The organism is Bacillus sp. B1-b2 (assembly GCF_009183415.1).
In the GTDB taxonomy this organism is placed as follows: domain Bacteria; phylum Bacillota; class Bacilli; order Bacillales; family Cytobacillaceae; genus Niallia.
Genome location: NZ_WEHU01000025.1, coordinates 1 through 26,620 on the forward strand (window position 1 = coordinate 1; position 26,620 = coordinate 26,620).

Annotated in this window: 26 protein-coding genes; 24 read left to right on the forward strand and 2 right to left on the reverse strand. The window is 34.5% G+C overall.

All coding sequences use genetic code 11. The features are described from left to right. Positions 1 to 326: 326 nt before the first annotated feature. Positions 327 to 1,367, reverse strand: coding sequence for an HD-GYP domain-containing protein (locus F9279_RS19185; RefSeq protein ID WP_152115912.1), 1,041 nt, complete (start codon positions 1,365 to 1,367; stop codon positions 327 to 329). 385 nt (positions 1,368 to 1,752) lie between these two features. Here F9279_RS19185 and F9279_RS26095 point away from each other — a divergent pair, with 385 nt between their 5' ends. From F9279_RS26095 to trxB, 21 genes are all read left to right on the forward strand, one after another. Next, on the forward strand, positions 1,753 to 2,616 hold the full coding sequence (locus tag F9279_RS26095) for an STAS domain-containing protein (protein ID WP_152115913.1): 864 nt from the start codon (positions 1,753 to 1,755) through the stop codon (positions 2,614 to 2,616). A 27-nt stretch (positions 2,617 to 2,643) separates the two neighbouring features. Next, positions 2,644 to 2,877, forward strand: a complete 234-nt coding sequence (locus tag F9279_RS19195) for a CsbA family protein (RefSeq protein ID WP_152115914.1) — start codon at positions 2,644 to 2,646, stop codon at positions 2,875 to 2,877. A 303-nt stretch (positions 2,878 to 3,180) separates the two neighbouring features. Then, positions 3,181 to 5,160, forward strand: a complete 1,980-nt coding sequence (gene uvrB / locus F9279_RS19200) for an excinuclease ABC subunit UvrB (protein ID WP_152115915.1) — start codon at positions 3,181 to 3,183, stop codon at positions 5,158 to 5,160. An 8-nt stretch (positions 5,161 to 5,168) separates the two neighbouring features. Beyond that, positions 5,169 to 8,045, forward strand: coding sequence for an excinuclease ABC subunit UvrA (gene uvrA, locus F9279_RS19205; RefSeq protein WP_152115916.1), 2,877 nt, complete (start codon positions 5,169 to 5,171; stop codon positions 8,043 to 8,045). 329 nt (positions 8,046 to 8,374) lie between these two features. After that, on the forward strand, positions 8,375 to 9,466 hold the full coding sequence (locus tag F9279_RS19210) for a DUF4097 family beta strand repeat-containing protein (protein ID WP_152115917.1): 1,092 nt from the start codon (positions 8,375 to 8,377) through the stop codon (positions 9,464 to 9,466). Beyond that, the gene (locus F9279_RS19215) at positions 9,467 to 9,655 is read left to right on the forward strand and encodes a PspC domain-containing protein (protein WP_152115918.1); all 189 of its coding nucleotides are present in this window, start codon (positions 9,467 to 9,469) and stop codon (positions 9,653 to 9,655) included. A gap of 6 nt (positions 9,656 to 9,661) precedes the next feature. Continuing rightward, the gene (locus tag F9279_RS19220; RefSeq protein ID WP_152115919.1) at positions 9,662 to 10,018 is read left to right on the forward strand and encodes a phage holin family protein; all 357 of its coding nucleotides are present in this window, start codon (positions 9,662 to 9,664) and stop codon (positions 10,016 to 10,018) included. A 453-nt stretch (positions 10,019 to 10,471) separates the two neighbouring features. Then, positions 10,472 to 11,398, forward strand: coding sequence for an HPr(Ser) kinase/phosphatase (hprK, locus tag F9279_RS19225; protein ID WP_152115920.1), 927 nt, complete (start codon positions 10,472 to 10,474; stop codon positions 11,396 to 11,398). A 100-nt stretch (positions 11,399 to 11,498) separates the two neighbouring features. Next, complete coding sequence (lgt, locus tag F9279_RS19230) at positions 11,499 to 12,323, forward strand: prolipoprotein diacylglyceryl transferase (protein WP_152115921.1); 825 nt, start codon at positions 11,499 to 11,501, stop codon at positions 12,321 to 12,323. 37 nt (positions 12,324 to 12,360) lie between these two features. Then, the gene (ppaX, locus tag F9279_RS19235; RefSeq protein ID WP_226793715.1) at positions 12,361 to 13,056 is read left to right on the forward strand and encodes a pyrophosphatase PpaX; all 696 of its coding nucleotides are present in this window, start codon (positions 12,361 to 12,363) and stop codon (positions 13,054 to 13,056) included. Next, the gene (locus tag F9279_RS19240) at positions 13,053 to 13,586 is read left to right on the forward strand and encodes an acyltransferase (protein ID WP_152115923.1); all 534 of its coding nucleotides are present in this window, start codon (positions 13,053 to 13,055) and stop codon (positions 13,584 to 13,586) included. Before ppaX ends, F9279_RS19240 begins: the two co-directional genes overlap by 4 nt. A 196-nt stretch (positions 13,587 to 13,782) precedes the next feature. Further along, positions 13,783 to 14,967, forward strand: a complete 1,185-nt coding sequence (locus tag F9279_RS19245) for an ATP phosphoribosyltransferase regulatory subunit (RefSeq protein WP_152115924.1) — start codon at positions 13,783 to 13,785, stop codon at positions 14,965 to 14,967. Beyond that, entirely contained in the window at positions 14,964 to 15,608 is a 645-nt protein-coding gene (hisG, locus tag F9279_RS19250; protein ID WP_152115925.1) for an ATP phosphoribosyltransferase, read from the forward strand. The genes F9279_RS19245 and hisG overlap by 4 nt, the downstream gene beginning before the upstream one ends. 189 nt (positions 15,609 to 15,797) lie before the next feature. Further along, positions 15,798 to 17,063 (forward strand): histidinol dehydrogenase, encoded by a 1,266-nt coding sequence (gene hisD, locus F9279_RS19255; protein WP_152115926.1) that lies wholly within the window; start codon positions 15,798 to 15,800, stop codon positions 17,061 to 17,063. 27 nt (positions 17,064 to 17,090) lie between these two features. Next, positions 17,091 to 17,678, forward strand: coding sequence for an imidazoleglycerol-phosphate dehydratase HisB (gene hisB / locus F9279_RS19260; protein WP_152115927.1), 588 nt, complete (start codon positions 17,091 to 17,093; stop codon positions 17,676 to 17,678). After that, entirely contained in the window at positions 17,679 to 18,302 is a 624-nt protein-coding gene (gene hisH, locus F9279_RS19265) for an imidazole glycerol phosphate synthase subunit HisH (protein ID WP_152115928.1), read from the forward strand. 5 nt (positions 18,303 to 18,307) lie between these two features. After that, positions 18,308 to 19,033, forward strand: coding sequence for a 1-(5-phosphoribosyl)-5-[(5-phosphoribosylamino)methylideneamino]imidazole-4-carboxamide isomerase (hisA, locus tag F9279_RS19270; protein ID WP_152115929.1), 726 nt, complete (start codon positions 18,308 to 18,310; stop codon positions 19,031 to 19,033). 29 nt (positions 19,034 to 19,062) lie between these two features. Beyond that, positions 19,063 to 19,821 (forward strand): imidazole glycerol phosphate synthase subunit HisF, encoded by a 759-nt coding sequence (hisF, locus tag F9279_RS19275; RefSeq protein ID WP_152115930.1) that lies wholly within the window; start codon positions 19,063 to 19,065, stop codon positions 19,819 to 19,821. Next, the gene (gene hisIE, locus F9279_RS19280) at positions 19,818 to 20,462 is read left to right on the forward strand and encodes a bifunctional phosphoribosyl-AMP cyclohydrolase/phosphoribosyl-ATP diphosphatase HisIE (protein WP_152115931.1); all 645 of its coding nucleotides are present in this window, start codon (positions 19,818 to 19,820) and stop codon (positions 20,460 to 20,462) included. The genes hisF and hisIE overlap by 4 nt, the downstream gene beginning before the upstream one ends. Positions 20,463 to 20,704: 242 nt before the next feature. Then, on the forward strand, positions 20,705 to 22,264 hold the full coding sequence (locus tag F9279_RS19285; RefSeq protein WP_319020777.1) for a tetratricopeptide repeat protein: 1,560 nt from the start codon (positions 20,705 to 20,707) through the stop codon (positions 22,262 to 22,264). A 199-nt stretch (positions 22,265 to 22,463) separates the two neighbouring features. Continuing rightward, the gene (gene trxB, locus F9279_RS19290) at positions 22,464 to 23,408 is read left to right on the forward strand and encodes a thioredoxin-disulfide reductase (protein ID WP_152115933.1); all 945 of its coding nucleotides are present in this window, start codon (positions 22,464 to 22,466) and stop codon (positions 23,406 to 23,408) included. A 409-nt stretch (positions 23,409 to 23,817) separates the two neighbouring features. On the opposite strand, the gene F9279_RS19295 is transcribed toward trxB, so the two are convergent. Further along, positions 23,818 to 24,057 (reverse strand): hypothetical protein, encoded by a 240-nt coding sequence (locus F9279_RS19295; RefSeq protein ID WP_226793718.1) that lies wholly within the window; start codon positions 24,055 to 24,057, stop codon positions 23,818 to 23,820. Between the two features lie 156 nt (positions 24,058 to 24,213). Here F9279_RS19295 and F9279_RS19300 point away from each other — a divergent pair, with 156 nt between their 5' ends. Genes F9279_RS19300 through F9279_RS19310 form a run of 3 tightly spaced genes read left to right on the forward strand, consistent with a single transcriptional unit; the run spans position 24,214 to position 26,555 of the window. After that, positions 24,214 to 24,672 carry an NUDIX hydrolase gene (locus tag F9279_RS19300; RefSeq protein WP_152115935.1) on the forward strand — a complete coding sequence of 153 codons (459 nt, stop codon included), beginning with the start codon at positions 24,214 to 24,216 and terminating at the stop codon, positions 24,670 to 24,672. 15 nt (positions 24,673 to 24,687) lie between these two features. Further along, a complete protein-coding gene (rapZ, locus tag F9279_RS19305) occupies positions 24,688 to 25,581 on the forward strand; it encodes an RNase adapter RapZ (protein ID WP_152115936.1) in 894 nt (297 codons plus the stop codon). Beyond that, complete coding sequence (locus F9279_RS19310; RefSeq protein WP_152115937.1) at positions 25,578 to 26,555, forward strand: gluconeogenesis factor YvcK family protein; 978 nt, start codon at positions 25,578 to 25,580, stop codon at positions 26,553 to 26,555. The genes rapZ and F9279_RS19310 overlap by 4 nt, the downstream gene beginning before the upstream one ends. Positions 26,556 to 26,620 lie beyond the last annotated feature (65 nt).

Here is a 26,620-nt window from a genome sequence, read left to right on the forward strand (position 1 = left end):
GACGAACTTTATCGAGGATAAAAGAAAAATCAATATGCTTATCTATTTTTCGTAAGAGATGATTAGCAGGAACAAGTTCATCTAAAAGAACAAATTCTACTTCATTTTGAGTATGAGAACGGGTATTTAACATCTAAATCACCAACCTATGTTTGATAATTATATTATATCAAATTAACGCGGTGAATAGATGTAGTTATCATTAAAAAGAATAGCTGTCGAGACTTTCTCGACAGCCTGAGGAGCCCTTTATAAAAGGACTCCTCCATCTAAGTTTCATTTGAATGATATTTATTATAGATAGTTACTTAATTTGGTAACTGTTCTTAATTGGCCAAAGCAATTATTTTTAATGAGGGTTCTTTTCGTAAATCAATATAAGAATCGTCAACTCGTATTAAAGGCAAGTGAGGTTCATTTTGATGGATGAAAATTATTTCCGCTGTTTGGCTATTATTTAATTGTACTTTTTGAAATAGTTGTTTTCTCATAATGTAATTAGTAAAAGGTATAACAATGGCTGGATTTAGGGAATTACTATATGCTTCGCCCACTAGTTCATAGATAGCTTCATAATAGGTTTTTTTCTTCTTGTATGTATAAGAGGTGCACATGCTGTTAAATGTATCAGCTACTGAAATAATCTGGATTAAAAATGGTATATCCTTTTCTGTTCGATTAGAGGGATACCCTTTTCCATTAATTTTTTCATGATGTAAAAGAGCGGTTCGGGACACTAATAAATCCAACTGTGATAGGCGGAATAAAATGCTTTTCCCGTAGGATGTATGTTTTTGAATTTCTTTATATTCATGATGAGTCAGTCTACTATCTTTTTGTAGTATTTCTGGGTCAATTTTTAACATTCCAATATCATGAAATAACCCCATTTGACTAAGTAGATGACATTGTTTATTGGTAAGACCTAAAATTTTTCCGATAATGGCAGAAAGAATTCCTACATTGATGCTATGTTGATATAGATAATCTTCTTGATCTATTTTCTGATGAATAATATCCATAATAGATATTTCATTTATCGAAGAGTCTATAACGCGTTTATAGTTTTGCAAAAGAATATCTACATCACTATCTTCTTCCTGGACTAATTGTTGAAACGTCTCTCTGACTTCATCTATTAAACTAGTATATTGTTTTTCTACAGGTATATTTACTTCTTTCTCTTCTTCTGTGTTCATAACTATTACGTCAAAAGGATTGATTTGATGCTTCATTAGTAACTCGATATTCTTCTTTGAGAGAATAGCTCCTTTTTTCATTAATAATAAGCCGTCCGTTATATTAGAATAAACATCTTCCTTTAATTGGTATCCACTTAGATTCATATTGATTTGCTCTGTTTTCATAACATTAGCTCCTTTACAAATGGTGAATACTATTATCTACATCTCTATAATAGTAAATATTACCTTATATTTAGAATTGGTAAAACCTACTTTAAGACCAGTTGTTATCCTGCAAATGACCTATTTTAATCTTTGGGTGGAAAATATCCTTGGGAATTAAGCCTATATAATGGAGAAATTTATTTATACTCTTTCATGATTATTACTTTTGGTAGAAGCTATTACTGAGAGCTTATTGCTCCATACCTGTAGGATCTCAATATGACTATATTCTAGAAACCAGTAGCTCTATGTCTTACTTGTATAGAAATTACTGCCACTATATAATAGTAGATAATCTTCTTACCTAAAATGATGAAATTGGTTTTATATTGGAGGAGTTACTATGGCAGAATGCATGAGAAAACTATATACATATTTAGATAACCATCTAGACGAAATGAGTAAAGATTGGATTGAGACTATAGATAATAGTTCTTCTAAATTTTATTCAACAAATGTAGCTGAATCTAGCTTTGATGAAATTATTAAGAGTCATAGAATTCTATTAACAAATGTTTTAAAAGTGTTTATAGAGGAAGAGTCCGTTTATATTACAAATATTAAAGACTGGGCCAATGCTGTGGCGGAAAAAAGAGCAAATGCTTTAGTTCCGATAACAGAGTCAATCCAACAACTCAATGCGGTGGAAGGGATACTACTACGATATGTAGAAAAATTTTCAGAAGAAACGACTGAAAAATTAACAGTATCAGAAATGTTTCAGTGGGTAAGACATACACATGATGCTTTTGACTTGTTTGTAGATATTTTTATTGAATCCTATGATAATTATAAACATAAGCAGTTATTAGCACAGCAGGAAACCATTTATGAATTAAGTAGTCCTATTATTCCTATTACAAAAAGGATTGGAGTTCTTCCCCTCGTTGGAGATATTGATACGAAAAGAGCTTATCTTATAATGGAGAATACGCTAAATGAGTGTAATGATAAGCATTTTAATCACATATTTATTGATTTATCTGGTGTATCGCTTATTGATACAATGGTGGCACATCAGCTATTTCAAGTTATCCATGCCTTAAAATTAATAGGGGTTAATGGCTATCTTTCAGGGTTAAGACCTGAGGTAGCTCAAACTGCTATACAGTTAGGGGTAGATTTTAGCAAAATACCAATCTATAATAACTTAGCAAGTGCATTAGAAAGACTAGGATTAGCGATAGATGAAGCAAAATATGTTTAATAGAAGTAAGGGGTAGGTGTTAATTGGATGCTAAAATATATAGCTGCACTATGTTTTCCATGTATATTGGTCATGCTATTTTCTAGAGTAACTTATTATCCAATTATTGGTCTGCTACTAACCATTGCATTAATAGCTGCTTCTGTTTACAAGGGGTATACTGATACATACTTACTCATTGTTATTGACTCTTTTTCGATGACACTAGGCTACTTTATAAGTAATCAACTGAAAATCAGAGCGAGTAATGCTCAAGAATAGATAAAACAAAAGAATAAAGGATAAAAATAATGACTAAACGAAACCTACATTTTTAAAGAGTTTTGTTTAGTCATTTTTTCTTTCGTTCTTTAAAGGTAATTAGGTAAGAATATATAAATTATGTAAAAACAGTCTTTCTTAACAAGAAATAGCTACAACATGATAATAAACGAATGTTTGTTCTCTTTTTTCTGGTTTGAAACAGAGTGTTTGTGGTAGAATGAAGGAAGAAGATTACATAGAATCGTTTTGTCCCATACTTATGTAAGATAGGATTGTAAGCAAAGAACGGAGGATGCTTTGGTGAATCATGAATTTGAGTTAGTTTCTAAATATACTCCTCAAGGAGATCAGCCAGCAGCGATAAAGGAACTAGTTGAAGGAATTAATTCGGGTAAAAGAATTCAAACTTTACTTGGAGCTACTGGAACTGGTAAGACATTTACAGTCAGTAATGTGATCAAGCAAATAAAAAAACCAACTTTAATTATTGCTCATAATAAAACATTAGCAGGACAATTATATAGTGAATTTAAAGAATTTTTTCCAAATAATTCAGTAGAGTATTTTGTAAGCTACTATGATTATTATCAACCAGAAGCTTATGTTCCACAAACGGATACTTTTATTGAGAAAGATGCAAGTATAAATGATGAAATTGATAAACTACGCCACTCCGCAACCTCTTCACTATTTGAAAGAGATGACGTTATCATCATAGCGAGTGTTTCTTGTATATATGGTTTAGGTTCGCCAGAAGAATACGGTGAAATGGTATTGTCGCTAAGAGTAGGCATGGAGCTAGAGAGAAATCAATTGCTCAGAAAATTAGTAGATATACAATATGATCGAAACGATATTGATTTTAAAAGGGGAACATTTCGAGTTAGAGGAGATGTAGTAGAAATCTTTCCAGCTTCTCGTGATGAACACTGTATTAGAGTAGAGTTTTTTGGTGATGAAATTGATCGAATTCGAGAAGTGGATGCTTTAACTGGAGAAATACTAGGAGATCGTAATCATATTGCCATATTCCCTGCTTCTCACTTTGTTACAAGAGAAGAAAAAATGCGCGTTGCCATTCAAAATATAGAAAAAGAATTGGAAGAACAGTTAGAAAAGTTGCGTGAAAATAATAAATTGCTAGAAGCTCAAAGGCTAGAGCAGCGATCACGATATGATTTAGAAATGATGAGAGAAATGGGCTTTTGTTCGGGAATAGAGAATTACTCTAGGCATTTAACCTTAAGACCAGCTGGATCAACTCCTTATACCTTACTAGATTATTTTCCGGAAGATTTCTTACTTGTTATAGATGAGTCTCATGTTACACTCCCTCAAATTAGAGGAATGTACAATGGGGACCAAGCTCGTAAAAATGTGTTGGTTGATCATGGTTTCCGTCTGCCATCTGCATTAGACAATAGACCATTAACTTTTGGTGAATTCGAGAAGCATATTCATCAAATGATTTGTGTATCAGCAACTCCTGGGCCATATGAAATAGAGCATACACCAAAAATGATTGAACAAATTATTCGTCCTACTGGTCTATTAGATCCTACAATTGATGTTAGACCAATTCAAGGGCAAATTGATGACATGATTGGGGAAATTCAGGAACGAATCAAACGCAATGAGAGAGTTCTAGTGACCACTTTAACGAAGAAAATGTCAGAGGACTTAACAGATTATTTAAAAGAGATTGGAATAAAGGTTCAATATTTACATTCAGAAGTAAAGACATTAGAGCGAATTGAGATAATAAGAGAACTTCGTCTTGGTAAGTATGACGTTTTAGTCGGAATAAATTTATTAAGAGAAGGTCTAGATATTCCCGAGGTTTCTCTTGTAACTATTTTAGATGCGGATAAAGAAGGATTTCTGCGTTCTGAGAGATCACTTATTCAAACAATTGGCCGTGCAGCGAGAAATGCCAATGGTCATGTTATTATGTATGCAGATAAAATGACTAAGTCTATGGAAATTGCCATAAGCGAAACAAAAAGACGGAGAGAAATGCAAGAAAAATATAATGAGGAGCATGGAATCACTCCTCAAACGATCCAAAAAGGAATACGTGATTCAATTCGAGCTACACAAGCTGCGGAGGACACTGAGGAATATAATACAACTGCTAAATTAGATAAACTAACGAAGAAAGAAAAAGAATCAATGATTGCTCAAATGGAAAATGAAATGAAAGAAGCAGCGAAAGCACTTAATTTCGAAAGAGCAGCGGAGCTTCGTGACTTATTACTAGAATTAAAAGCCGAGGGGTGAGGAGTACAGTGGCAAATGATAAGCTAATCGTTAAAGGAGCAAGAGCAAATAATTTAAAGAATATTGATATTACTATTCCAAGAGATCAATTAGTAGTGATTACAGGTTTATCAGGATCAGGAAAATCATCTCTTGCATTTGATACTATTTACGCAGAAGGACAAAGAAGATATGTAGAATCACTATCTGCATATGCACGACAATTCTTAGGTCAAATGGATAAGCCAGACGTGGACTCTATTGAGGGCTTATCACCAGCAATATCTATTGACCAAAAAACAACAAGCAAAAATCCACGATCAACCGTTGGAACAGTAACAGAAATATATGATTATTTAAGGTTACTATTTGCAAGAGTAGGAAGACCAACATGCCCAGAACATGGAATAGAAATTTCTTCTCAAACGATTGAACAAATGGTAGACAGAATCCTTGAATATCCTGAAAGAACAAAGATACAGGTGTTGGCTCCAGTAGTTTCGGGAAGAAAAGGTACCCATGTTAAGGTTTTAGAAGATGTTAAGAAACAAGGATATGTTCGAGTTCGAATTGATGGCGATATGCATGAAATAGATGAAGATATTTCTTTAGAAAAGAATAAAAAGCATAATATAGAATTAGTTATTGACCGTTTAGTAGTTAAAGAGGGAATAGAGTCTCGTTTAGCAGATTCTTTAGAATCTGCTCTTCAATTCGGAGATGGCAAAGTTATTATTGATGTAATTGGACAGGAAGAATTGTTATTTAGTGAGCATCATGCATGTCCAATTTGTGGTTTTTCCATCGGAGAGCTTGAGCCAAGACTGTTCTCCTTTAATAGCCCTTTTGGAGCTTGTCCAGATTGTGATGGATTGGGAAGTAAGTTAGAAGTGGATGTTGATTTAGTTATTCCAAATTGGGATTTATCACTGAAAGAAAATGCAATCGCTCCATGGGAATCCATTAGCTCCCAATATTACCCGCAATTATTGGAAAGTGTGTGTAATCATTATGGAATAGATATGAATATACCAGTAAAGGATATTCCTAAGAATTTAATGGATAAGATTTTGTATGGTTCTGGGAAAGAGAAGATTCATTTCAGATATGAAAATGATTTTGGACAAGTTAGGGAAAATGATATCCAATTTGAAGGTGTCATTCGAAATGTCGAAAGAAGATATAAAGAGACAAGTTCTGATTTTATAAGAGAACAAATGGAAAAGTATATGGCTCAACAGGATTGTCCAACATGTGATGGATACCGTTTGAAAAAAGAAGCATTAGCTGTACTTATAAATGGGAAGCATATTGGTAAAATTACTGAAAAATCCATTATTGAATCTCATCGATTTGCAGAAGATATTATCTTAACTGAAAAAGAGAGACAAATTGCTAATTTAATTCTTCGCGAAATTAAAGAGAGACTAGGCTTCTTAGTTAATGTAGGTTTAGACTATCTAACCTTAAGTAGAGCAGCCGGTACTCTTTCTGGTGGAGAGGCACAAAGAATTCGATTAGCTACTCAAATTGGTTCAAGATTAACAGGTGTATTATACATTCTTGATGAACCTTCTATCGGCCTTCATCAACGAGATAATGATAAATTAATTGATACATTGAAACATATGCGTGATATTGGAAACACTTTGATTGTTGTAGAGCATGATGAAGATACGATGATGGAAGCGGATTATCTCATTGATGTAGGGCCAGGCGCAGGTATTCATGGTGGAGAAATTATTTCTGTAGGATCTCCAGAAGAAGTCATGAATGATCCTAAGTCTATAACTGGACAATATTTGTCGGGTAAGAAGTTTATTCCGCTACCTTTAGAAAGAAAGCAAAGTGATGGTAGATTTGTTGAAATTATAGGAGCAAAGGCAAATAACCTGAAGAATGTAAGTGTAAAATTCCCATTAGGTATGTTTATTGCTGTTACTGGTGTATCAGGTTCAGGAAAGAGTACATTAATCAATGAAATCCTTCATAAAGCATTAGCTCAAAAGCTAAATCGTGCAAAAGCAAAGCCAGGAGAACATAAAGAGATTAAGGGAATAGAGCAATTAGAAAAAGTAATTGATATAGATCAATCACCAATTGGTCGAACTCCGAGATCCAATCCTGCTACATATACTGGTGTCTTTGATGATATAAGAGATGTATTTGCAACAACAAATGAAGCCAAGGTAAGAGGATACAAAAAAGGCCGCTTTAGTTTTAATGTGAAAGGCGGTAGATGTGAAGCTTGTAGAGGCGATGGTATCATTAAAATCGAAATGCATTTTCTTCCAGATGTGTATGTTCCTTGCGAGGTTTGTCATGGCAAACGCTATAATAGAGAAACATTAGAAGTGAAATATAAGGGGAAGAATATTTCAGATATTCTTGAAATGACTGTTGAGGATGGAGTTGCATTCTTCGAAAATATACCAAAGATACACCGAAAGCTACAAACAATTGTTGATGTTGGCTTAGGTTATGTAAAACTTGGACAACCAGCTACTACATTATCTGGTGGAGAAGCACAAAGAGTGAAGCTAGCTTCTGAATTGCATAAACGCTCATCAGGAAAAACTTTCTATATACTGGATGAGCCTACAACTGGTTTACATGTAGATGATATTTCAAGGCTACTGGTTGTTTTACAAAGATTGGTGGAAAATGGAGATACGGTTCTTGTTATAGAGCATAACCTTGATGTTATTAAAGCAACGGATTATATTATTGATATAGGTCCAGAGGGTGGAGACAAGGGTGGAACTATATTAGGTACTGGAACACCAGAAAAAATTGCAAATCTTAAAGGCTCCTATACAGGGAAGTACTTAAAGGGAATATTAGATAGAGATAAAAAAAGAATGAAAAGTATTATAGATCAAGCAGCTAAAATAGCAACAACGTAAGAGCATAAAAGGGTGGGATACTTTTAGAAGATAGTTTTTCAAAAAGTATTCCATCCTTTTTTACCTTTTTCTTTTTACATAACTTCTTCTGAATAGCAATAAAGATACATATGATTAATAGGAGTGTTTTAGAATAAATGTATATGCTGAAACTTTTTCAACTTGTTTAACGTATAGAAATATAGAACAAGATATTAATTATTCTAGATTAACTTTTGCGTATAAAAACTGAAAATGCTACTGCCATTAATTTAATTAGGGAATAAAGAAATGGAATTGTCTTTTGAAATCATAAACTATTGTTTACTATTCGGATGGAGGAATGAAAGATGGCTGATGAGAAAAAAAGAATTTTAAAATTAGTAGAGAGTGGCAAACTAAGTGTAGATGAAGCGTTAAAGCTAATGGAGAAGGTAGACGAGGAACATAGTAAACAACCAATTAAAGAATTTGAAAAAGTACAGTTTAATGAGAAAAAGAAAGAGCCTAATTTTAACTTTCAATCAGCGAAAGGTAAGCTTTTTGATTTAATGGATAGCACCATAAAAAAAGTAAAAGAAGTTGATCTTGATTTTAATTTCGGTCATTTTGAAGAAGTATCACATATTTTTCAATATAGTAGTATTGTCCCGAAGAAAATCGATATTGATATACCGAATGGGGAAGTAGAGTTAATACCATGGGATCAAGAAGAAGTAAGTATTGAATGTAAAGCTAAAGTGTATCGAGTGAATTCTGTAGAGGAAGCAAAGAACGTATTCTTGAAAGAAGTGCTTGTTAATGTGACAGAGGAATTATTAGAAGTTCAAACAAATCACAAGTGGATGAAAGTAATGACAAAAGTGTATATTCCTAAAACATCCTATTCCTCTGTTATTGTAAGACTTTTTAATGGTCCTATCACGACGTTTGACTTACATGCAGAAAAGCTCTATGCGAAAACGGCAAACGGCAAAATCTTGCTAAAGGCAGGTAATAATACAATGGTTGAAGCAGATGCTGCCAATGGAAGTATTACAATAGAGAACAGCAATATGAAAAAACTAGATGCCGAAACGATAAATGGTGCCATAACAGTGGATGGATATTTCCAAATAGTAGACTTACAATCTTTCAATGGTAACATAACATGTACAAATTATTCCGAGGAATGTGAAATACTTGATTTTCAAGCAACAACAGGTAGTATAGATGCCTTCTTACCACAAGCTTTATCAGTGAATGGGGCATTAAGAAGCAATTTTGGTGGATTTAATGTCGAATTAGAGGGTATACAAATAATTGACGAGAAAAATGATGTTTTGCAAAAAACATTGAATTTTAAATCGATTTTAGAAAGTGAGCAAAATACAAAGATTGAAGCAAACACAAAAACAGGTACCATTACTATTAAAAAGTTAGAAGAAAGAAGTGAATCATAATTGAAGCAATTAATACGTTCAAAGCACAATAGAAAACTAGCGGGTGTAATAGGTGGAATAGCACAACGAGTTAATATTAATGCTAACTTATTAAGACTTATCTTTATCATTGGGCTGTTTGCTACAGGTTTCTTCCCGTTAGTATTTATCTATCTCTTATTAATTTATGTAATGCCTAATGAGGTGTAATGATAAATGAGATGGATAATAGGTATACTTATCAATGCAGTGTTTTTTATAGCATTATCAGGGCTCTTTCAAGAATCCTTTTATATTTCAGGAGTAGAAGCAGCTATAGGAGCAAGTATTGTACTATCATTGTTAAATATTATAGTAAAGCCAATCTTGATTCTATTGACATTACCTGTCACAATCTTATCTCTAGGTCTGTTTCTCTTTGTAATCAATGCACTTACACTATCCTTAACCGACCACTTAATGGGAAATAATTTTGAGATTTCAAGTTTTGGCATGAGTTTATTCTTTAGTATACTACTATCACTTTGCAATCTAGTCATTCAAAGTACGCTACTTAAAAGTGATAAAAGATAATTTTGTATATAAGAAGTAAAACAGCTGTAACTCTTGTGTATTAAACTCCTGCTGTGGAGAATAACTCATATTGAGAGAAGCAATTAAAAAATACTATGACGAACTTCCAAGATACTATTTGAAGGTTATAGACAAAAATGATTTAGGAAGAATAAAAAAGATTTTTTACTGCTGATTGGAGTGGAAAGCGAACCCCTGTAACGGAAATCATCCTCCCATTCAGTGGAGTGTTTAAATATGCTACATTATATTCCCCCTCAACTCCATTGAGGGGTTTCTCGACAAGCTGAGGCTACCTATTTAGGTAGCCTTTTTACACTGTTTCTATAGTTATCGTATATTTTAAGATGGTTATATGGCATATATTAATCGAAAAATGCTAAAATAAGGTGAATGTGCAATTTTTTAAACAATTGCAACTTAAACAGCAGTGAACCTTGAAGGAGGAGCTCCATGGCTAAAGTATTAATCAAAGATGTTATTGAAGAATTCGAATTAGAAATTATAAGTGGTGAAGAGGGTATTAACAGACCGATAACGGTTAGTGATATATCAAGACCAGGATTAGAAATGGCTGGTTATTTTAATTTTTATCCAGCAGAGCGTGTTCAAGTATTAGGAAAAACCGAATTAACCTTTGCTGAAAGATTAACAGATGAAGATAGAAAAGAGAGATTGTATAAACTATGTAGTGATACTACACCAGGAATAATCATTACAAGAAATATGGAAGTACCTGCGGAATTATTAGAAGCATCAGAAGAGCTAGCAGTACCAGTGTTGCGTGCTAAGCACAAAACTTCCTTATTCTCTAGTCGATTAACTAATTTTCTTGAGAGAAAGCTAGCACCAACTACAGCCGTTCATGGTGTACTCGTAGATATTTATGGAGTAGGCGTTTTAATAACTGGTAAAAGCGGTGTAGGTAAAAGTGAAACAGCATTAGAATTAGTAAAGCGAGGACACCGATTAGTTGCTGACGATTGTGTAGAGATTCGCCAAGAGGATGAGGGACTAATAGTAGGAAGCTCTCCACAATTAATAGAACACTTACTAGAGATTCGTGGTTTAGGAATTATTAATGTTATGACTTTATTTGGTGCGGGAGCAGTACGAAGCCATAAGAAAATTTCAATGGTCATGTCGCTTGAATTATGGGAGCAAAATAAACAATATGACCGCTTAGGCTTAGATGAAGAAAAAATGAAAATTATTGATACAGAAGTAACAAAGCTGACAATACCTGTTCGACCTGGAAGAAACTTAGCCGTTATCATTGAAGTAGCAGCTATGAATTTCCGACTAAAACGAATGGGAGTAAATGCAGCAGAACAATTTACAAACAAATTAGCTAATGTAATTTCAGATGACAAACGGTAAATTATTTTTGAAAGCTACTTGAGCAAATAGAAACATTAGATAATAAAGGGTTGGCTACACGACTAGAGGGGACAGCCCTTTAATAAGGGAGGATAAATGAATGGGAGATGTTAAACCAATTGATCCAATAGCATTTTCGCTTGGACCAATTGATGTTCGTTGGTATGGAATTATTATTGGATCTGGACTTATTCTAGCGTTAATTCTTGCAATTAGAGAAGGTAATAGAAGAGGTCTAGGAAAAGATGATTTCCCTGACCTAATGCTTTGGGCTATTCCAATAGCCATCATAAGTGCAAGGATTTATTATGTATTATTTGAATGGTCTTATTATAAAGATCATTTAGGGGAAATTCCACAAATTTGGAATGGTGGGATTGCTATACACGGTGCTTTAATCGGTTCTGTCCTAACTGCATACATATTTACACAGAAAAAAGGGATTTCTTTTTGGAAAGTGGCAGATATAGCTGCACCAAGTATTATATTAGGTCAAGCAATTGGACGCTGGGGCAATTTTATGAACCAAGAAGCCCATGGTGGAGAAGTAACACGTTCATTCTTAGAAGGGTTACATTTACCAGATTTCATTATTAATCAAATGTATATTAACGGAACATACTATCATCCGACTTTTCTTTATGAATCGCTATGGAATATAGTAGGATTCATTATCCTTCTAGCTTTACGTAAGGTGAACTTGCGCAATGGTGAAATATTCTTATCCTATGTTATTTGGTATTCTATCGGGCGTTTCTTTATCGAAGGGATGAGAACAGATAGTTTAATGATAGGCGATCTTCGAATGGCTCAATTAATATCACTTGCTCTTATTATTATAGCTATTGTAGCAATGGTCTTTAGAAGAAAAAGTGGGATGGCTAATACTCATTATTTAGATACCAATACGGTCAAAAATAAATAGTCAGATTTATAAAATAGCAACTATACTAGATTTACCAATGATTAGTACGTTTGGGGAAATAGGAAAGGGATGTAGTCAAGTGAAGCAATCTATTAATACCGTATTGTTTGATTTAGATGGGACACTAATAGATACGAACGAATTAATTATCTCATCTTATTTACATACATTAAATCATTACTTTCCTGAAAAGTATGGAAGAGAAGATATTATTCCTTTTATGGGCCCAACACTGAGGGAAGTATTTGAATCGGTGGATCCATTAAAAGTCGATGATATGATAACAATGTATAGAACGTATAACCGTGCACAGCATGACAAAATGGTGACAATCTTTAATGGAGTATACGAGACAGTTAAGGAATTAAAGCAAAGAGGCTATAAATTAGGTATTGTAACTACAAAACGATTAGATGCTGTTCAGATGGGGTTAAAGCTAACCAAGTTAGATGAGTTCTTTTCTGTAATTGTGGCATTAGATCATGTGAAGAAAGCGAAGCCTGATCCAGAACCAGTATTCCTTGCTTTGAAAGAATTGGGAGCTTCTGCTAGTGAATCCATCATGGTAGGAGATAACAAACATGATATTCTAGCTGGGAAAAATGCTGGAACTTTAACTGCAGGAGTTTCATGGTCGCTTAAAGGGAGAGAATACTTAAAAGGATATAATCCAGATTATATTTTTGATAGTATGCTTGATTTACTTTCCATTCCGGAATTGAAGCCAGAATGAGAAAAACAGTAAGATTTCCTGTAAGTGGAGCAAACTCTTTATGGCATATTTATAAAACAGTACCTTTCTTAAAAGTCATGAAGAATTTTTCGGTTATTCAAATAGCAAGATATATGCCATTTCTTAAAATGAAAAACTGGATGTATAGAAAGCTACTTAAAATGAAGGTTGGAGAACAAACTTCTTTTGCCTTAATGGTGATGGTTGATATTATGTTTCCTGAGAAAATTAAAGTAGGAAAAAATAGTGTTATCGGATATAACACAACGATATTAGCACATGAATATTTAATTACGGAATACCGAATCGGTGAGATTGTTATCGGTGATGAAGTAATGATAGGAGCTAATTCAACTATCTTGCCTGGTATTACAATAGGAGATGGAGCAATTGTATCTGCATGTACACTAGTCCATAAGGATGTTCCAGCAGGAAGTTTTGTTGGAGGAAATCCAATGAGAGTTATTTATACAGCAGAAGAAATGGAACAAAGAAAGAAAAAGGAACCAGTATTTATTATAGACCAATAATCATTAGACCTATCATAATTAAATATGGATTTATGGTAGGTTCTTTTTATATACTCTTTTATCAGAAAATATAGAATGTTTATCTTTTTTCTTGACCTATTTAAGGTGGAAGAGTACACTAAAAACAACTTCTTTAATTTGTTAGCATATTAGCGAACTAAAGCATTTCGGAAAATTCAACTATTGAGGTGTAAAGATGAGTAGCCTATTTATGTTTGAAAAGCCACTAGGTATGAGAGATACTTTACCTGCAATATATGAGCAGAAAAATAGAGTAAAGCAAAAAATGGATACAGAAATAAAAAAGTGGGGTTATCAATTTATGGAGACCCCAACATTAGAATATTATGAAACTGTCGGATCTGCATCTGCAATCTTAGACCAGCAACTTTTCAAATTATTAGATCAGCAAGGACAGACATTGGTATTAAGACCAGATATGACAGCACCAATTGCTAGAGTTGCAGCATCCAAATTACTAACAGAAGAAATGCCTTTGCGTCTTGCTTATAATGCTTCTGTGTTTCGTGCACAGCAAAGAGAGGGCGGAAGACCAGCAGAGTTTGAACAGATTGGTGTGGAGTATATTGGAGATAAGACAATTAGTGCAGATGGAGAAGGTATATCTTTATTAATTTCTTCTTTAGGAGAAGCTGGTGTTCAACATTTTCAAGTTTCTGTTGGACATATTGGATTTGTACGAAATTTTTTTCATCAAGTATTAGGAACGCAAGAAAGAGTGGAAAGTCTAACAAAATATTTATATGAGAAAAACTATGTAGGATATCGAAATCATGTAGAACAATTAGCGTTATCTAGTATTGATAAACAGCGATTAAATGATTTCTTGAAGCTTAGAGGAACGAAAGAAATTATCTCTCTTGCTTCTCAGCTACTAGAAGGTGTGGAGGGTTCTGAAGCCATTGAAGAACTAAAACAGCTGTGGGATATACTGGTTGATTATGGAGTAGAAGACAAAGTGAAATTTGACCTTTCTCTTGTGAGCCATATGAGTTATTACACTGGTATTGTTTATGAGGTTTATGCAGAAAGAGTTGGATTCCCTCTAGGAAGTGGTGGAAGATATGATCTTTTACTAGAAAAATTCGGAAAAAAAACAGGTGCAACTGGCTTTGCCATACGTATGGACCGACTTTTAGAAGCGTTAGGAAGAGTAGAAGAATCTCAAGATATTCAATGTATTTTATTTAGTATGGAAAGAAGAAAAGAAGCCTTCCAATTAGCAGCAAAAATGAGATCAGCAGGTAAACAAGTTATTACACAAGATATTAATGGTGTAAAAGATGTAGATGCTTGTACAAAACAATATAATGAAATTATTTTATTAGTAGGTAAAGCAGGAATGGAGGTTGTCAAATGAGTAATATGTTAACAATCGCTATGCCAAAGGGAAGAATATTTGATGAAGCCGCTGACCTTTTACGAGAAGCTGGTTTTCAGTTACCTGCAGAATTTGATGATTCTAGAAAATTAATTATAAATGTAGAAGAGGAAAATTTTCGATTCATTTTAGCTAAGCCAATGGATGTTCCCACTTATGTGGAACACGGTGTAGCTGATTTAGGTATCGCTGGTAAGGACGTTATGTTAGAGGAAGAAAGAGATGTTTATGAGCTACTAGATTTGCATATTAGTGCTTGTTATTTAGCAGTGGCAGGTCTTCCGAATACTGAGTTGAATGAAATTGCACCAAGAATTGCAACCAAATATCCGAATCTAGCAGCAGCGTATTTCCGTGAGCAAGGATCACAAGTAGAAATTATTAAGTTAAATGGTTCTATTGAGCTTGCTCCTATTATTGGTTTATCAGACCGTATTGTAGATATTGTTTCTACAGGAAAAACACTTGTAGAAAATGGCTTAGTAGAATATGAAAGAATAGTAGACATCACTTCCAGATTAATTGTTAATCCAGCTAGCTATCGAATGAAAGATCAAAGAATTAGTGAGATAGTGGAGCGTTTGAATGAAGTGGTAAAGGATAAACAGTTTATAAAATGAGAGCACTAAAAAGATAATTATCGATTTCAATTTAGAAGATTTTGTAACTATTACTAATCATGTGGTGAGGCGTCTGGTCGACTCCTACGGGATTAAGAGATCGCTTGTAGATGAGTCCCTGGTTTGATATACATTCCAATAGTATTGCTTTTTTCAATCACTTCAAAATAATACGAAAGGAGTATTCTAATGAAGATAGTAACAGATATAAAAGGTGTTAATTTAAAACGCTCCGTTGATGCTGGCACAGCAGAGCAAAGAAATGCCGTGTTGGAAATTATTAGAAACGTTCAAAAAAATGGAGATATAGCATTAAAGGAATATACAGAGAAGTGGGATGGAGCAAAGCTTTCCACTCTTACTGTCAAGGAAGAAGAAATTAGGGAAGCTTATAAAGAAGTGGAAGAAGAAATGATTTCTATTTTAAAGGAAGCAGCAGAAAATATTAGAAATTATCACATCAAGCAGTTGAAAAGTTCTTGGAGTTTTTCTCAAGAAAATGGTTCCATACTTGGCCAAAGGATATTGCCTTTAGATTCAGTAGGCGTTTATGTACCAGGTGGCACTGCTGCTTATCCGTCCTCTGTTTTAATGAATGTTATTCCAGCAAAAGTTGCAGGTGTGGAGAGAATTGTAATGGTATCTCCTCCAAATGAAGATGGAAAATTACCAAGCGCTGTACTAGTAGCAGCAGACATTGCAGGTGTAAAGGAAATATATAAAGTTGGTGGAGCTCAGGCTGTTGCTGCTTTAGCATATGGTACGGAATCGATTAAAAGTGTAGATAAGATTGTTGGACCTGGAAATATTTTTGTTGCTCTTGCAAAAAGAGAAGTATTTGGAGATGTGGCAATTGATATGATTGCAGGTCCAAGTGAAATTGCTATTTTAGCAGATAGCACTGCTTTTACCCACGAAATAGCAGCAGATTTACTATCACAGGCTGAGCACGATGAAAGAGCTTCTTCTATCTTAGTAACGACCTCTAGCAAGTTAGCAGAAGAGGTATCAGAGGAAGTGGAGAAGCAATTACAGACTCTCCCTCGAAAAGAAATAGCTACAAAGTCTATTAATAACTATGGAATGATTCTAGTTGCTGAGACATTAGAAGAAGCAGCTGAAGCAATTAATGCAATGGCTCCAGAACATTTAGAAATTATGACAGAAGATCCTGAAGCGTTATTACCATTTATACGTCATGCAGGTTCTATCTTTCTAGGAAGATATAGTTCAGAGCCAGTTGGCGATTATTTTGCTGGGACCAACCATGTCTTGCCAACGAATGGAACAGCCAAATTTTCGAACCCTTTAAATGTGGATGATTTCCAAAAGAAATCAAGTGTTATTCATTATAGTAAAACTGCATTCGAGGAAAATGCCCATAAAATTGCGAAATTCGCCAGATTAGAAGGATTAGAAGCACATGCACGGGCAATTGAAGCAAGAAAAAATTAAATCTAACGCAAAAAGGAGGAGTACCCTATGGGAAGAACAGCAGCAATTAATCGTAAAACAGGAGAAACAAATATTCAGCTTTCCTTCAATGTAGACGGAGAAGGGGTTTCAGAAATAGATACAGGCGTGCCGTTTATGAATCACATGCTTGATCTTTTTACCAAGCACGGACAATTCAATTTAACTGTTCAAGCAAATGGTGATATAGAGGTAGATGATCATCATACAACAGAAGATATTGGGATTTGTTTAGGACTTGCATTAAAGGATGCATTAGGAGATAAAAGAGGGATTAAAAGATACGGAAATAGCTTTGTTCCAATGGACGAAACATTAGCACAAGTTGTTATTGATTTAAGCAATCGACCTCATTTAGAGTTTCGAGCAGAGTTCCCTAGTGATAAGGTGGGGACATTTGATACAGAGCTTGTTCATGAATTTTTATGGAAATTTGCATTAGAAGCGAGAATGAATTTACATGTGATTTTACACTATGGTAAAAATACGCATCATATGATTGAAGCCATTTTTAAAGCATTAGCACGTGCATTAGATGAAGCAACTACTATTGATCCTAGAATAAAAGGTATTCCTTCTACGAAAGGAATGCTATAAATGATCGGTATCATTGACTATGGAATGGGAAATTTATTCAGCGTTAGCAAGGCTTTGGAGCGTTTAGATGCAGCTTATTTTATTTCGGAGAATAAAGAAGAGCTTCTTCAAGCAGATGCACTAATTCTGCCTGGAGTGGGAGCATTTAAGGATGCAATGGAAAGACTAAATGAAACGGGTTTAACACAAATGATTCATGCTTTTGTAGAGAGTGGCAGGCCATTGTTAGGTATTTGCTTAGGAATGCAGCTTTTATTTGATGAAAGTGAAGAACATGGAATTAATCAAGGCTTAAAGCTACTTCCAGGAAAAATAGTGCGATTTTCTGGTATCTCTGAAGAGGGAGAGTCCTATAAAGTTCCTCATATGGGATGGAATAAGCTTTCCTTTAAGCAAAGTTCTTTCCTTACAGATAACCTAGTAGAAGATTATGCCTATTTTGTTCATTCTTACTATGCAGATACAGAAGATGAAATGATAATAGCGAGCTGTTCTTATTATAAAGAAGTACCTGCAGTTGTTGGAGCAGGGAATGTATATGGTATGCAATTTCACCCTGAAAAGAGTAGTAAATTGGGGATGCAATTATTAAGTAATTTTACAGATTTGATCAAGAAAGGATGAACAACATGGGGTTCACTTTATATCCAGCCATTGATATGAGAGGCGGAAAATGTGTTAGATTGCTACAAGGAGACTATGATAAAGAAACCGTTTATGGAGATTCTCCTTTTGAAATGGCAAAGAGCTTTGCAAGTCAAGGAGCAAGTTGGATTCATATGGTTGATCTTGATGGAGCGAAGGATGGAAGAAGGGTGAACGACGCATTTGTTATTAAGGCAGCAAAAGAGCTTGATGTTCCTATTCAGATAGGTGGAGGAATTAGAACAGAAGAAGATATTGCTCATTATTTAGATAACGGTGTATCAAGAGTTATTATTGGAAGCATTGCTGTTTCTCAACCAGAGTTTGCGATGGACATGATTAAAAAATACGGAAAAGCTATTGCTATAGGAATTGACGCGAAAAATGGGTTTGTAGCAACACATGGATGGATTTCCACTTCGGAAATAAAAGCAATTGAATTAGGAAAGAGATTCGCTGATGCTGGGTGTGAAACGTTTATTTTCACTGATATAGCAACAGATGGCATGTTAAGTGGTCCAAACCTTACTGCTATAGAAGAGATGGCAATTGTTACACAGAAAGAAGTAATTGCGTCTGGTGGAGTAAGTAGTATTAATGACCTTCAACTTCTTAAAGAGAAGCATGTTAATGGTGTCGTAGGTGCAATAATAGGTAAAGCCCTGTATGAAGGGCGTTTTAGTCTACAAGAAGCTTTATTACATATGTAATGATGTCGGCATACTAGGGGGATCAAGAAATGTTAACGAAAAGGATTATTCCATGTCTAGATGTGAAAGATGGCCGAGTGGTTAAAGGAATACAATTTGTTCAGTTAAGAGATGCAGGAGATCCAGTCGAATTAGCAAGATTTTATGATGAGCAAGGAGTGGATGAATTAGTATTTCTTGATATCTCTGCTTCTCATGAAGGTAGGAAGACAATGACAGATGTTGTTAAAGCCGTTGCATCTGAATTGGCTATTCCTTTTACCGTTGGTGGGGGAATCAATACATTAGAAGATATGAAGAGAATCTTAAGAGCTGGTGCCGATAAGGTATCCTTAAATACAGCCGCTGTATTGAACCCAGCTCTTATTCAAGAAGGATCCAACTTTTTTGGGGCACAATGTATTGTTGTTGCTATTGATGCTAAATATGATGAAGCATTAGGATCTTGGCGTGTCTACACACATGGTGGTAGAACGCCAGTGGATAAAGAAGTAGTGGAGTGGGCGAAAGAAGTGGTTTCATTAGGTGCAGGTGAAATCCTATTAACAAGCATGGATTCAGATGGAGAAAAACAAGGCTTTAATATAGCTCTTACAAAAGCTGTAAGTGAGGCTGTATCTGTACCAGTAATTGCTTCTGGTGGAGCAGGTAGTCATGAGCATTTTGAGGAAGCATTTCGAGAAGGAAAAGCAGATGCTGCACTTGCTGCTTCTATATTTCACTATAAAGAAACTTCAGTTCATGAAGTAAAGGAATACTTGAAAGAAAAGGGAGTGCCTGTTCGATGAATATAGATGACTTGAAGTTTGATGAAAAAGGACTAATTCCAGCGATAGTACAAGATGCTTCTACTAAAGAAGTACTTACTTTAGCATATATGAACAAGGAATCTTTAAAGAAAACATTAGATTCTGGTGAAACATGGTTTTTTAGCCGTTCTAGACAAGAGCTTTGGCATAAAGGAGCAACTAGTGGAAATACCCAATCAGTTCTCGAAATGAAGTATGATTGTGATCAAGACGCATTAGTGGTGATAGTTTCACCAACAGGTCCTGCTTGTCATAATGGGACTTCTAGTTGTTTTGTCGAAAGTATTTACGTAAATAAAGACAAGAGCTTAACAGAAAGCACGGATTATCAAATACTGGCTAATCTAGAGAGAGTCATTGCTGATAGAGAAATAAATCGCCCAGAAGGAGCTTATACTACGTATTTATTTGAGAATGGAGTAGATAAGATCTTGAAGAAAGTTGGGGAGGAAGCAGCAGAAGTTATTATTGCTGCTAAGAACAGAGATACAGAAGAGTTAAAATGGGAAGCATCTGATCTTATTTATCATTTATTCGTTCTTCTAAGAGAGCAAAAGCTTCCATTCACAGAAATATTAAAGGTTTTAGAAACAAGACACCAAGAAAAAGATACAAAATAATAAGTAGATGTCTATAAGCACGGTTCAGACCTTCTATATAGTAATCGGTGAAATTAAATTTTTCCCGGTTGTTAATAGATAAATGGTCAAGAAAAACCATTGCTTGAGACATCTTTTCTTATTATAATGAGAAATTATAAATGGATTTATATTTACATTTTTCTAAGTATCTTCACTGAAACCTTTACATTATGGTATACTAGTTTGGTTGAAGATATAATTTATCACTAACTAACATATTAATGGTTAAGAAGCTTATAAAGCTTATAGATTTTGGAGGATTTATGAATAATAACTCAAGAATAGTACAACCAGTGGGTAAACTTATTCCATTTAATCCTACAGGCGAATATTATTTTTCTAAAGGAATTAAAGCATATCATCAAAGAGATTACTATAAATCTCTAAAATATTTAAAAAGGGCACTCGCTTTAGAGCCAGGAGAGCCAATGATTGCTTGTCAACTTGCTATTGTCTATGCAGATATTGGAGAGTATCAAAAATCAAATGAATTGCTTCATCTGATCATAGAAGAATTAGATGAAAACATGGAAGAGTGTTATTATTTCTTAGCAAATAATTACGCTCATTTAGGCTTCTTTAAAGATGCCTATTATCATGCGAAATTATATTTGAGCCTAACGGAAGAAGATGGCGAATTTGTGGAAGAGACAGAAGATTTGATGGAAATCTTATCTTTAGAATCAGATGAGCTAGAAGAAGAGGATTATCATGAAGAGGATTTGATATCTAGACAAGATCAAGCAAGAACATTACTAGAATCAGGTAATTTTTCAGAAGCAGCAGATGCTTTAACTCGAGTAGTAAAGGATTACCCAGAATATTGGTCTGCTCATAATAATTTAGCTCTTGCTTATTTTTACTTAGGGGATACCAAAAAGGCAAATGATATACTAGACCAAGTATTACAAAAAAACATGGGGAATTTACATGCATTATGTAATAAGCTAGTATTTGCTTATTATGAAAATAATGTTACCTACCGAGATGAATTAGTGGGAATACTACGTAAGATTAATCCTATATCCATTGATCATCAATTTAAATTAGGTACCACTTTTGCTTTAATAAAAGAATATGATCTTGCTTATCATTGGTTAGGGAAGATTTATAAGCATGGATTTCAAGGCGATGGTTCTTTCTACTATTGGTTAGCATATTCTGCGTATTTCACTGGGAAAGAACAAACGGCAAAGAGAGCTTGGAAAATGGTTCTTCAGCATAATCCAGAAAAAGATGGGCAAGAGCCTTGGAGTGACCAAAAGAACCAGTTGGATGGATTTGAAAATCATCTATCTTCTATCCTAAAAAGGTTGGAGAGTGAGCATTTAGAAGAAAGATTATTTGCTGCTTTTCTAACCTATATTTCTAGTAAGAAGGAAGATATCCTTTCGTCTCTTAAGGAAAAAAACCTTAAACCACAATCTGGTCTAGAAAAGGAATATTTAGCGTATGTTCTGAACGGAGAAGAAATAAGTAATCCATATCTAGTTGCTGCACATCATACTGCTATGAATCTATATCATAATAATCAACCTATTGGAATCCAACAGGCGAGTATGTATTTAACTTTGTTCTCTGTTTTCACAGAGATGCAAGATAAAGGGATACTGATAAAAAACTATGATGCTAGTGCTGCAGCGATAGAATATCTTTGGTATCAATACAGACAGAAGAGAAAATCTCAACAGCAGCTTGCAAATCAATATGGTGTATCTACATCGACCATACAAAAATACGTGAAAATGATGAAGCCGTTCTTAACATCTGCACACTTGTAGTATTTTATACATTATCAAATAAGCCATTGGTTGAAGAATCATCCGATGGTTTTGTTACATATATGATTTATTTGAGCATAATTTTGGACGAAATTATTGGTCTCTTATAGGATAGTAATAGAAGGTCATACTTATAATACAGGAATAGGTAGTTTTTAATCAGTAACTAAAAGAATGGAATATTAGGGAGATGAAATAGATGTCAGAAGAAAAAATTTATGATGTGATTATTATTGGAGCAGGTCCTGCTGGAATGACGGCTGCAGTGTATACCTCTCGTGCAAATCTTTCTACATTAATGATTGAAAGAGGAATTCCTGGTGGACAAATGGCTAACACAGAGGAAGTAGAAAATTTCCCAGGGTTTGAAAGTATTTTAGGACCAGATTTATCGAATAAAATGTTTAACCATGCTAAGAAATTTGGCGCTGAATATGCGTATGGAGATATTAAAGAGATTATCGATGGTAAGGAATATAAAACGGTAAAAGCTGGTTCAAAGGAATACAAAGGAAGAGCTATCATTATTTCTACAGGTGCAGAATACAAGAAAGTAGGAGTTCCTGGGGAGAAAGAATTAGGCGGTAGAGGAGTATCTTATTGTGCCGTGTGTGATGGAGCATTCTTTAAGAATAAACGACTATTTGTAATTGGTGGGGGAGATTCTGCTGTAGAAGAAGGGGTTTATTTAACAAGATTTGCATCACAAGTTACGATTGTGCATAGAAGAGATGAATTACGTGCACAGAAAATTCTTCAACAAAGAGCATTTGACAATGAAAAAGTAGATTTTATATGGAATCATACGATTAAGGCAATTAATGACAAAGAAGGTAAGGTAGGAAGTGTTACGCTTGTTTCTACTGTGGATGACACAGAGCAAGAATTAGAGGCAGATGGAGTATTTATCTATATTGGAATGTTACCATTATCTAAGCCTTTCGGGAACTTAGGGATTACGAATGAAAATGGTTATATTGAGACTAATGATCAAATGGAAACAAAAGTGCCTGGTATTTTTGCAGCAGGAGATATTCGTGAGAAAACTTTACGCCAAATTGTCACAGCAACTGGTGATGGAAGTATCGCTGCTCAAAGTGCTCAACATTATATAGAAGAGCTAGCAGAATCTTTAAAGAAATAGTCGTTAAAGTGTCATTCGGTTTTAACTGGAATGTAACAGTAGTGAAACATATTTGGGGTATGATATAAGTAGAAATTGACCCCCTTTTAAGATATATATTTTTATCTCACATAGGCTGTTTATAGCCTATGTTTTTTTTTTGTTTGTGGTGAGAATTTTATTATCGCGAATACCCCTTTTATTTTCGAAAAATATCATTATTCTTTATATGGGTAATAAACTCTACCCCTTTTTCTCCTGAATAAGGTAAGTTCCTGGAATGAAGTAGCCTAGATGCAACATCTTTAAAAGAAGTTAGAAGGAAAGAACGAAACTCCTGATTGGTGATAGATGGTTTTATAAGAAGGAAATAATCTTTAAAGGCTTTTATATGTGCGAGGAGATTATAGATAGAGCAAGTGGGGCAGTATTATTGATGTATCTGTATAATCATGGAAAAACAGCTGCAGTTTGGATATTGTACATTAGTAATGATATCCTCTTCTTTTATGCCTAAGTAAAAATCTTTTTCTTCTTTATAGCCATTTAAATAGATATTGGTTCCTTGCATTAGTGATGGATAACTGGCATGTGATACTCTTAAAGAAGCAACTTCTAATTTTTGAAGTGTAATACTCTTTTTAACCTCATTTACATACACTAATAACACATCCCTTCTCTAAATAACTAATTCCACTTAACCTAATGAGACTCCTCTATAATTGGAAATGGCATTTTATTGTGGGGAATTCACAATAATAGTATAATAAAAGGAATGAATAAAGGATCAACCATACATAGAGTTCTAACATGGGGGTGAAAAGGTTTGCAACGTGTAACAAATTGTTTATTACTGAAAGATAATAAAGTATTACTTTTACAAAAACCAAGACGCGGATGGTGGGTAGCACCAGGAGGGAAAATGGAACCAGGTGAATCTGTCCGTGATTCTTGTATTAGAGAATATAGAGAAGAAACTGGGATTTATTTAAGAAATCCGAATATTAAAGGGATATTTACCTTTATTATTAAAGACGGAGATAAAATTACTTCAGAGTGGATGATGTTTACCTTTTTTGCAACAAATGCTGACGGAATAAATGTAGATGAATCAGAAGAAGGTAAATTATGTTGGCATGATCTTCAGGATATTAGGAATTTACCGATGGCAGAAGGAGATTATCACATATTAGATTATATGATCCATGGAAATGGCATTATATATGGAACCTTTACTTATACACCTGATTTTGAGTTAATTAGTTATCGATTAGATCCAAGCTAATAGGAGGAATAGAAAATGAGTACAAGTAGTACGGTGGTAGAGCCGCAGGTAGTAATTATCACAGGAATGTCTGGAGCAGGAAAAACGGTTGTGATTCAAAGCTTTGAGGACTTAGGATTTTTTTGTGTCGATAACTTGCCGCCGACACTTTTACCAAAGTTTCTCGAACTCATGAAAGAGTCAGAGAATAAGATGAATAAAGTAGCTCTTGGGATGGATCTGCGAGGTAGAGAATTTTTTGATGATTTGGTTGCTGCACTAGATAGTCTAGCTCAATCTTGGGTGGTCCCTAAGATTCTATTTCTTGATGCAGATGATAATGCTTTAGTAAGAAGATATAAAGAGACAAGAAGAGCTCATCCTCTAGCACCTTCTGGTTTACCACTTGAAGGAATTAAGTTAGAAAGAGAACTTTTAGAAGAATTAAAAGGTAGAGCGCAAATTATGTATAATACCTCCCAAAGCTCGCCAAGAGAACTTAGAGAGAAAATCCTAAAGGAGTTCTCAGAAGACAAAAAAACTATTTTTAATGTAAATGTAATGAGTTTTGGATTTAAACACGGAATTCCAATTGATGCAGATTTAGTTTTTGATGTACGCTTTTTACCAAACCCTCATTACGTTGAGCATATGAGACCAAAAACAGGACTGGACGTTGAGGTGTCTAGCTATGTATTGAAATGGACGGAGACAAGTCAATTCTTAGAAAAAGTCATAGACTTACTAGCATTTATGCTACCTCAATATAAACGTGAAGGAAAATCACAGCTTGTTGTTGCAATAGGCTGTACTGGTGGTCAACATCGCTCGGTAGCTTTATCAGAGTATATTGGTCATCACTTTGAAAAGGATTATAGTGTCGTCATAACTCATCGTGATATGGAGAGGAGAAAGGAAAACAAAGCATGAGTGAAGATATACAGCAAAAGATTGTCATCATTGGTGGGGGAACAGGACTTTCTGTACTGTTAAGAGGGTTAAAGAAATATCCTGTTGATATAACGGCTATAGTTACCGTTGCAGATGATGGAGGAAGTTCTGGTAGATTAAGAAATGCCCTCGATATTCCTGCACCAGGTGATATTCGTAATGTGTTAGCGGCATTATCGGATGTAGAACCACTTGTGGAGGAAATGTTTCAGCATCGCTTCTCCAATAGTAAGGATTTAGATGGTCATTCATTAGGAAATTTAATTCTAGCAGCAATGACTTCAATTACAGGAAGTTTTCCGTATGCCATTCAAGAAATGAGTAAAGTACTGAATGTAAGAGGAAAGGTTTTACCTGCAACAAGTCATAATGTTATATTGAATGCATTAATGGAGGATGGATCAATCGTTGTTGGAGAATCAAGTATTCCTGAAGCAGGGAAAAGGATAAAAGAGGTTTTTCTCACACCAAGAGATGCAACTCCTCTGCCAGAGACTATTCATGCAATCGAACAAGCGGATTTGATTGTAATTGGACCGGGAAGTTTATATACAAGTATTTTACCTAATTTAGTGGTTCCTCCAATAAGGGAGGCAGTTCGCCAAGCAAAAGCTAGAAAAATTTATGTGTGTAATATAATGACACAAGCTGGTGAAACTTCTAATTACACAGCTAGTGACCATGTAAAGGCACTATACCATCACATGAATAATGATCCGTTTATTGATACCATCTTAGTGAATAAAAAGAACATACCAGCAAATGTTCAAGAAAGATATGATGAAGAAAAGGCAAAACCAGTATACTTTGATTTTGAGAAGCTTCAATCATTAGGACTTGATGTAATAGCTGGAGATATTCTTCAACTAGATGAAGGGGCTATTCGCCACAATACATTAGAAGTTGCAAAAATTCTCTATTCCATTCTAGACTCTTCTTTTAAGGTTAAATAGATGGGTCCTTAGATTCTCTTGGAAAAGAGAATTTTTTCTCTGTTTAAAGTACAAACAATTTGTAA

Bases quoted from the DNA above. Each gene is read 5' to 3' on its own strand.
- rapZ (WP_152115936.1), top strand. From the start codon at position 24,688: ATGAGTACAAGTAGTACGGTGGTAGAGCCGCAGGTAGTAATTATCACA.
- F9279_RS19285 (WP_319020777.1), top strand. From the start codon at position 20,705: ATGGTTAAGAAGCTTATAAAGCTTATAGATTTTGGAGGATTTATGAAT.
- F9279_RS26095 (WP_152115913.1), top strand. From the start codon at position 1,753: ATGGCAGAATGCATGAGAAAACTATATACATATTTAGATAACCATCTA.
- F9279_RS19195 (WP_152115914.1), top strand. From the start codon at position 2,644: ATGCTAAAATATATAGCTGCACTATGTTTTCCATGTATATTGGTCATG.
- F9279_RS19310 (WP_152115937.1), top strand. From the start codon at position 25,578: ATGAGTGAAGATATACAGCAAAAGATTGTCATCATTGGTGGGGGAACA.
- F9279_RS19185 (WP_152115912.1), bottom strand. From the start codon at position 1,367: ATGAAAACAGAGCAAATCAATATGAATCTAAGTGGATACCAATTAAAG.
- F9279_RS19245 (WP_152115924.1), top strand. From the start codon at position 13,783: ATGAGTAGCCTATTTATGTTTGAAAAGCCACTAGGTATGAGAGATACT.
- trxB (WP_152115933.1), top strand. From the start codon at position 22,464: ATGTCAGAAGAAAAAATTTATGATGTGATTATTATTGGAGCAGGTCCT.
- hprK (WP_152115920.1), top strand. From the start codon at position 10,472: ATGGCTAAAGTATTAATCAAAGATGTTATTGAAGAATTCGAATTAGAA.
- F9279_RS19240 (WP_152115923.1), top strand. From the start codon at position 13,053: ATGAGAAAAACAGTAAGATTTCCTGTAAGTGGAGCAAACTCTTTATGG.
- hisG (WP_152115925.1), top strand. From the start codon at position 14,964: ATGAGTAATATGTTAACAATCGCTATGCCAAAGGGAAGAATATTTGAT.
- F9279_RS19210 (WP_152115917.1), top strand. From the start codon at position 8,375: ATGGCTGATGAGAAAAAAAGAATTTTAAAATTAGTAGAGAGTGGCAAA.
- F9279_RS19220 (WP_152115919.1), top strand. From the start codon at position 9,662: ATGAGATGGATAATAGGTATACTTATCAATGCAGTGTTTTTTATAGCA.
- lgt (WP_152115921.1), top strand. From the start codon at position 11,499: ATGGGAGATGTTAAACCAATTGATCCAATAGCATTTTCGCTTGGACCA.
- hisB (WP_152115927.1), top strand. From the start codon at position 17,091: ATGGGAAGAACAGCAGCAATTAATCGTAAAACAGGAGAAACAAATATT.
- hisH (WP_152115928.1), top strand. From the start codon at position 17,679: ATGATCGGTATCATTGACTATGGAATGGGAAATTTATTCAGCGTTAGC.
- ppaX (WP_226793715.1), top strand. From the start codon at position 12,361: ATGATTAGTACGTTTGGGGAAATAGGAAAGGGATGTAGTCAAGTGAAG.
- hisD (WP_152115926.1), top strand. From the start codon at position 15,798: ATGAAGATAGTAACAGATATAAAAGGTGTTAATTTAAAACGCTCCGTT.
- hisF (WP_152115930.1), top strand. From the start codon at position 19,063: ATGTTAACGAAAAGGATTATTCCATGTCTAGATGTGAAAGATGGCCGA.
- hisIE (WP_152115931.1), top strand. From the start codon at position 19,818: ATGAATATAGATGACTTGAAGTTTGATGAAAAAGGACTAATTCCAGCG.
- hisA (WP_152115929.1), top strand. From the start codon at position 18,308: ATGGGGTTCACTTTATATCCAGCCATTGATATGAGAGGCGGAAAATGT.